This is a genomic window from Dokdonella sp. (genome assembly GCF_019634815.1).
Lineage (GTDB): Bacteria > Pseudomonadota > Gammaproteobacteria > Xanthomonadales > Rhodanobacteraceae > Dokdonella_A.
Genome location: NZ_JAHCAP010000026.1, coordinates 37,897 through 44,132, shown reverse-complemented (window position 1 = coordinate 44,132; position 6,236 = coordinate 37,897). Strand labels below are relative to the sequence as shown.

Here is a 6,236-nt window from a genome sequence, read left to right as displayed (position 1 = left end):
GCGCAGGGATGCGGGGCCGAGCCGGCTCACGCGCTGACCAGCCCAAAAGAACCTTCTGCCGCATAGCAGCATCACAAATCATGACCTGCGCGCCTTGCCGCTCGCGGGGCCGTCGCGTATGTTACCGAGTCGCTGTGTTCGATCTTTGTCGTTCGCATGCTGCACGACGGCGCTGGGAATTCGGGCGCTCGTTTGCCCACCACCTTCCAGCTCGCCGAGGGGACACCATGATTTTCTGGCGCGTCAAACCGCTCAACCAGATTCTCGAAACAGCCGAAAAGAAATCTCTCAAGCGCCAACTCGGCCCGATCCAGCTGACCCTGCTCGGCATCGGCGCGGTGATCGGCACCGGCATCTTCGTGCTCACCGCCGAAGCGGCGCAAAAAGCCGGCCCGGCGATGATGGTGTCGTTCCTGATCGCCGCTGTGGTTTGCGGCCTGGCGGCATTCGCCTATGCGGAACTCGCGGCGATGCTGCCGGTGTCCGGCTCGGCCTATACCTACACCTACGGCGTCATGGGCGAGCTCATCGCCTGGATCGTCGGCTGGGCGCTGGTGCTCGAGTACGCGATCGGCGCCACCGCGGTGTGCGTGGGCTGGTCGGGTTACATGAACGGCCTGCTCATGCATACCGATTTCTTCGGACTGGTGCAGCCGGGCGCGCTGGCCCTGCCCGAATACCTGCGCACCGGTTACTACTCGGGCGGTGGCTTCAATCTGCTGGCGTTCCTGATCGGCGCGGCCGTGACCTGGCTGCTGGTGATCGGCACCTCCAAGAGCGCGCGCGTCAATGCCGTGCTGGTGGCGATCAAGATCATCGCGCTGACGGTCTTCGTCGCCCTCGCGGTGCCGGCGGCCAAGAGCGGCAACCTCGAACCCTTCCTGCCCGGCGGCTGGGGCAGTCCGATGGGCGGCGCGGGCGTGCTCGGCGCGGCAGCCTCGATCTTCTTCGCCTACGTCGGCTTCGATGCGGTGTCCACCGCGGCCGAGGAAACCAAGAACCCGAACCGCAACATTCCGATCGGCCTGATCGCCTCGCTGCTGATCTGCACCGTGTTCTACCTGCTGGTGGGTTACGGCGCGGCCGGTTCGATCGGCGCGCAGCCGATGCTCGGCGCCAATGGCCTGCCGCTGGATCCGGGCACTCCGGAAATGGCCGCCGCCTGCGTGGGTTCCAACGCCCTGGTGTGCAGCAACGAACCGCTCGCCCACGTGATGCGCGTGCTGGGCTTCGAGCAGATCGGCAACTGGATCGGCGTCGCCGCGATCATCGCGCTGCCTTCGGTCATCCTCATGATGATGTTCGGCCAGACCCGCATCTTCTTCACGATGTCGCGCGACGGTCTGCTCCCCGAGAAGCTTTCCAACGTGCACCCGCGTTTCTTCACTCCGCACGTGATCACCTACATCACCGGTATCGTGGTATCGATCTGCGCCGCGCTGTTCCCGGTCGGCAAACTCGCCGATACCTCCAATGCGGGCACCCTGCTCGCGTTCGCGATGGTGTCGGTGGGTGTGCTCATCCTGCGCAAGAAGCAGCCCGATCGCCCGCGCCCGTTCCGCACGCCGATGGCATGGATCGTCTGCCCGCTCGCGGTGGCCGGCTGCGTCCTGCTGTTCGCCAACCTCAGCGTCATCGCCAAGGTGGTGTTCGTGCTCTGGGGCGCGATCGGCTTGGTCGTCTATCGTCTATACGGCTACCACCGCAGCCAGCTCGCCGGCAGCGGGCACTGACCCACACCAGGCAACGAGGAAGGCCGGCGCAAGCGCCGGCCTTCTGTCTCAAGGCACCCGCTTCAGGAGCCGCACATGCTCAAGCAACTCCTCGCGATCAAGCCGCCGCAGGCGGCCAGGACCGATGCCGATTCACTCGATCTCAATCGCACGCTCGGGCCCTGGGGCCTGACGGCGCTGGGCATCGGCGCTGTGATCGGCGGCGGCATCTTCGTGATCACCGGCCAGGCCGCGGCCGAACACGCCGGTCCCGCGATCATCCTGTCCTTCGTGCTGGCGGCGATCTGCTGCACGTTCTGCGCGCTGTGCTATGCAGAGTTCGCGGCGATGGTGCCGGTCTCGGGCAGCGCATATTCCTACACCTACGCCACGCTCGGTGAAATGGCCGCCTGGTTCATCGGCTGGATGTTGATCCTCGAATACGGCGTCTCGGCCTCGGCCGTCGCGGTGAGCTGGAATGGCTACTTTCTCAGCCTGCTCGACCATTTCAACATCCACTTGCCCGCGGTGCTCGTCAACGCGCCGCTCGACGCCCAGCTCAAGCCCACCGGCGCGGTCATGAACTTGCCGGCTGCCGGTATCGTGCTGGCGCTCACCGCACTGTGCTATGTCGGCATCCGCGAATCGACCACGGTCAATTCGCTGATGGTGGTGCTCAAGACCGGCCTCATCCTCATCGTGATCTTTGCCGGCTGGAAATATGTCGACCCGAGCCTCTGGCAGCCCTTCATTCCACCCAGCGAAGGTCCGGGCAAATATGGCTGGGATGGCGTGCTGCGTGGCGCCTCGATGGTGTTCTTCGCCTACATCGGCTTCGAGGCGACCTCGGTCGCGGCGCAGGAATCGCGCAATCCACAGCGCGACATGCCCATCGGCATGCTCGCCTCGCTGGCGATCTGCACCGTGCTCTACATCGCGATGGCCGCGGTGATGACCGGTCTGACGCCCTATTCACAGCTTGGCACCAACGAACCCGTGGTCACCGCGGTTGCGACCCATCCGGAACTCAATTGGCTGCGCGTGGTGGTCGAGGTCGGCGCCTTGATCGGCCTGTCGTCGGTCGTGCTGGTGATGGTGATCGCCCAACCGCGCATCTTCATGATCATGGGCCGCGATGGCCTGCTGCCGCCGGTGTTCACGAAGATCCATCCCAGGTACCGCACGCCGCACATCAACACCCTGATCACGGGCTTCGGCATCGCGCTGCTCGCCGCGGTATTCCCGCTCGACGTGCTCGGCGAACTGACCTCGATGGGCACCCTGATCGCCTTCGCAGCCGTCTGCGCGGGAGTGTGGATCCTGCGTCATACCCAACCCGATCTGCCGCGACCGTTCCGCATTCCCGCAGCGCCTCTGATCTGCCTCGCCGGCATCGTGAGCTGCATGATCCTGCTGTCGACGATGACGATCCACAACTGGATGTTGATGCTGGTCTGGACCGCCTTCGGCATGGTCGTGTACTTCGGCTATGGCTACCGACGCAGCAGGTTGCGGGGGTGAAACGAAATCAGGCTGAGGAATTCCTCAGCCTGATTCGGGGACGCCGTGCGGGTCTACAAGAGGGCGACGCGTCCACAAGGCTCTTCCCGCCGGACCATCACTTTGCGACGACCTTCTGCGGCTTGCTCAAGGGCTTCTTTTCGCCAACACCATTGACGGTGCCGATTTCGTACCAATAGGCATTTCCGGGAATTGCGCTGTTGTCGCGCCACTGGTAGGAGCCGTACGCGTTTCCTTCGTCGTCCGCAGCCCGGATCAGTTCCTTGTTGATACGCAGGAACGGTCCCGCCTCCGCATCGGCACGATAGATGATGTAAGCGTACACACTCTGCTCGTTTGTCACTGCCCATTTGAGCAAGGGCCCATTGCCAGGCGGCGGCGCGGAATCGACCGCACGCACTTTCTGCTCGATGGCCTGTTTCAGGTCGACCTTGTCGGCCGCACCAAGTTCCACGCCAGGAACAGCGCTGGTCGCCTTGCCAGACTTTTCGAGTTCCTTGTTCCAATCGTGAACCACGAAGTCGGGCGGGAGCAGCATGCCCACGACGTCGATCGGCAAGGTCTGCTCGAACTCGGGCAGATCCACGAAAATCTTGCCCTGCAGGCGTCCGTTCGTCTGATCATTCGCCACCGTGATCCGCAGCATCTTGCAGCCGGCAGCGGCCGGCTTGCAGTCAAGCACGGAGACCTTGCCCTTGACGCCCTCCATCCGCGCATTCCTGGTCTTGAAGGCCTTGCCCGATTCACTGGTCAGGCGCAGCAGGAACTCATGCTTGTCATTCGTGCGCAACAAGCCAAACGCGAACGGATTGCCGCCAGGCGCGATTTCGCCAATCACATTCGCATCGACAGTGACCCAGACCTGCGGCTGCTGCGGCGCATTGGTCTTGAGCTTGATCTTGCCGTGTTGAATGCCCCAAGGGGCATCCTTGAGCAGGGTCGCGGTAACCGAGCGGCCATCCTCGCCAACGCGCGCGTCGACCCAAGCCGGCTTGTCGATGATCGAAAGCAACTTGAAATCAGCCACTTCGCGGCTGTGCAGTTCAATCGACTTCACTGGCAAGCTTGCACTGAGTTTCACGGGGCCGAAATCGATCAGCGGAGCGGCTTCGTCGAGAATCGAAGAGACATACGCCGTGACACTCGCGCCACGTATGCGATTGCGTCCAGATTCACTCGTTTGGAATCGAAACGAGTGCTTCACGAAGCCGATGCCATCGCGCAAATCGACCGTGGCCTTGAGGTAGGTCGTGCCGAAGGGCGGTACGGTCGTGCCGGATTCAATCGAATCCCAGGCGAATTTTGCTTCGCCTTTGCTGATCGCAATTGGGTGATCGCCGCTGTTGTGGAGTTCGATATCGCATGAAACAGTTTCAAACTGTTGGTGTTCTCCCACCCGGCATGGCGAAATCACCAGATGGCTTGGTTGATCAACAGGCGCCGCCGTCAGCAGCGACAGCACAAGAGCAGTGATTGAGAGCATGAATTCGGAATCCCGGACATAGAAAACCCACCCGCGTCACCGCAGGTGGGTCGATTCTAAGCATCAACGACGGGCGATCAGCCCACCGAGAAGCTCTGCAGCGTCACCGGCAGCGAGCCGTCGGCACTCAACGTGAAAGTACCGCAGGCACCAGCGCTATCAAAATCAGCACCTGTCACGATCACGTAATAGGATCCCGGCGGAAGATCATTATGAAGAGTATTTCCACCGGAACCCTCAGATCCTGAAGCGGTGCAGTTCGCATCAGTATTGCATCCGCTTGCTTGCGGTACCCAATAGACAGCAAGTGCGTAACCTGCACCGCCAGTATTCGTAATTGTGGTGAAGGTGCCAGCCGCGGCCACATTAACCAACGCAACAAATGCCGCACCTGGTGCGCCAAAGCCACCTTGGCAAACGCTGATGATACCAGTTTCATTGCCCGGGCCGCAGGTCGTTCCAGTCAACGGCGCGACGCCACTCGTATCCGGCTGCCACGACGTCGGAGCGGCGCAGGTTCCAGCGCTCGCCGACATGCTGAACAGAGCTGCGACGCCCGCCAAACCCACCGTTGCACAAAGCAGATTACGCTTCATTGATCGTCACTCCTATTAGAATTGAAAACTTGCTTACCAGCCGATATATGTCTGACGGCGGGAATCAAACTGGTCGAAATTCACGGCCTGAGCCGCATGATTGTTCTTGAATGGCGTACTTGGCGCAGTCAGGCCGAGGCTTGCAGCCGAAACACCGCCCCATGCTGCATTGTCAAGATTGGCAATCGTACCCGAAGGTGCCGGCTCGGTCGTTCCCGAAGCCGCATTGACCCAATAAGTCAACTGGCCTGCCGCGCCAGCGCCAACCGTGAGCTTGCCCTCGATGCGATTCACGCCGGCAACAAGATCGGTTGTGTAGGTCTGGTTGCATGTACCCGTGGCGCAAGATGCAATGAAACGCACGCGCTTCGCGCCTGCAGGACCGGCAACAATTGAAACACGGAGCATGCGGTTCAGGCCATTCGCCGTCGTTGTTGCTGGGCCCTGAAACACAACAACGGAGTCTGTAGTAACAAACGAAGTAAGTGCAGTCGTGTCAACCAAGAACTGGAACCTGTATGACGGCTCCGAAGCGGCATGCGTGTATCTGACAAATGCCGATGACGAAATACTCGCACCCAGCGAAGAACTCAGGAGGCACTCAGTGCTCGCCAAACCAGGCGTTCCGATCGCCAAGACGCCGCCGCCAAGCACAGTCTTGCTCGTCCACGCGCCACCCTCAGCCGTCGTCGGACCCGCCGGGCACGCGGCCATCGCCGAACCGGCGAAACCGAACAGACCGACCACCGCGAGCGACAGAACCTTCATTTTCGTATTCATGGATTAATCTCCCAGAGTGTCTCGGGCGGAGCGGTTCGCTCCCGTCCCCATTGGTTTGAAAGTGGTCAACCAAGCCCGATCCGCGCGAACACTAGTGAATTCTTAACACAGTGTCAACTTAGGACAAGGCGTGGGCCTGGTCGA

Annotated in this window: 5 protein-coding genes; 2 read left to right on the top strand and 3 right to left on the bottom strand. The window is 61.6% G+C overall.

The window, feature by feature from the left end:
* Positions 1 to 227: 227 nt before the first annotated feature.
* Both KF759_RS12170 and KF759_RS12165 read left to right on the top strand, forming a co-directional pair.
* Positions 228 to 1,733 (top strand): amino acid permease, encoded by a 1,506-nt coding sequence (locus KF759_RS12170; protein ID WP_291225889.1) that lies wholly within the window; start codon positions 228 to 230, stop codon positions 1,731 to 1,733.
* A 75-nt stretch (positions 1,734 to 1,808) separates the two neighbouring features.
* Positions 1,809 to 3,233, top strand: coding sequence for an amino acid permease (locus KF759_RS12165; protein WP_291225888.1), 1,425 nt, complete (start codon positions 1,809 to 1,811; stop codon positions 3,231 to 3,233).
* A 97-nt stretch (positions 3,234 to 3,330) separates the two neighbouring features.
* On the opposite strand, the gene KF759_RS12160 is transcribed toward KF759_RS12165, so the two are convergent.
* From KF759_RS12160 to KF759_RS12150, 3 genes are all read right to left on the bottom strand, one after another.
* Positions 3,331 to 4,716, bottom strand: coding sequence for a hypothetical protein (locus KF759_RS12160; RefSeq protein WP_291225886.1), 1,386 nt, complete (start codon positions 4,714 to 4,716; stop codon positions 3,331 to 3,333).
* A 77-nt stretch (positions 4,717 to 4,793) separates the two neighbouring features.
* A complete protein-coding gene (locus KF759_RS12155) occupies positions 4,794 to 5,312 on the bottom strand; it encodes a hypothetical protein (RefSeq protein ID WP_291225884.1) in 519 nt (172 codons plus the stop codon).
* Between the two features lie 33 nt (positions 5,313 to 5,345).
* Entirely contained in the window at positions 5,346 to 6,092 is a 747-nt protein-coding gene (locus KF759_RS12150; protein ID WP_291225882.1) for a hypothetical protein, read from the bottom strand.
* Between the last annotated feature and the right edge of the window lie 144 nt (positions 6,093 to 6,236).

Excerpts from the sequence above, each read along its gene's own strand:
- KF759_RS12170 (WP_291225889.1), top strand. The coding sequence starts at position 228 with ATGATTTTCTGGCGCGTCAAACCGCTCAACCAGATTCTCGAAACAGCC.
- KF759_RS12165 (WP_291225888.1), top strand. The coding sequence starts at position 1,809 with ATGCTCAAGCAACTCCTCGCGATCAAGCCGCCGCAGGCGGCCAGGACC.
- KF759_RS12160 (WP_291225886.1), bottom strand. The coding sequence starts at position 4,716 with ATGCTCTCAATCACTGCTCTTGTGCTGTCGCTGCTGACGGCGGCGCCT.
- KF759_RS12155 (WP_291225884.1), bottom strand. The coding sequence starts at position 5,312 with ATGAAGCGTAATCTGCTTTGTGCAACGGTGGGTTTGGCGGGCGTCGCA.
- KF759_RS12150 (WP_291225882.1), bottom strand. The coding sequence starts at position 6,092 with ATGAATACGAAAATGAAGGTTCTGTCGCTCGCGGTGGTCGGTCTGTTC.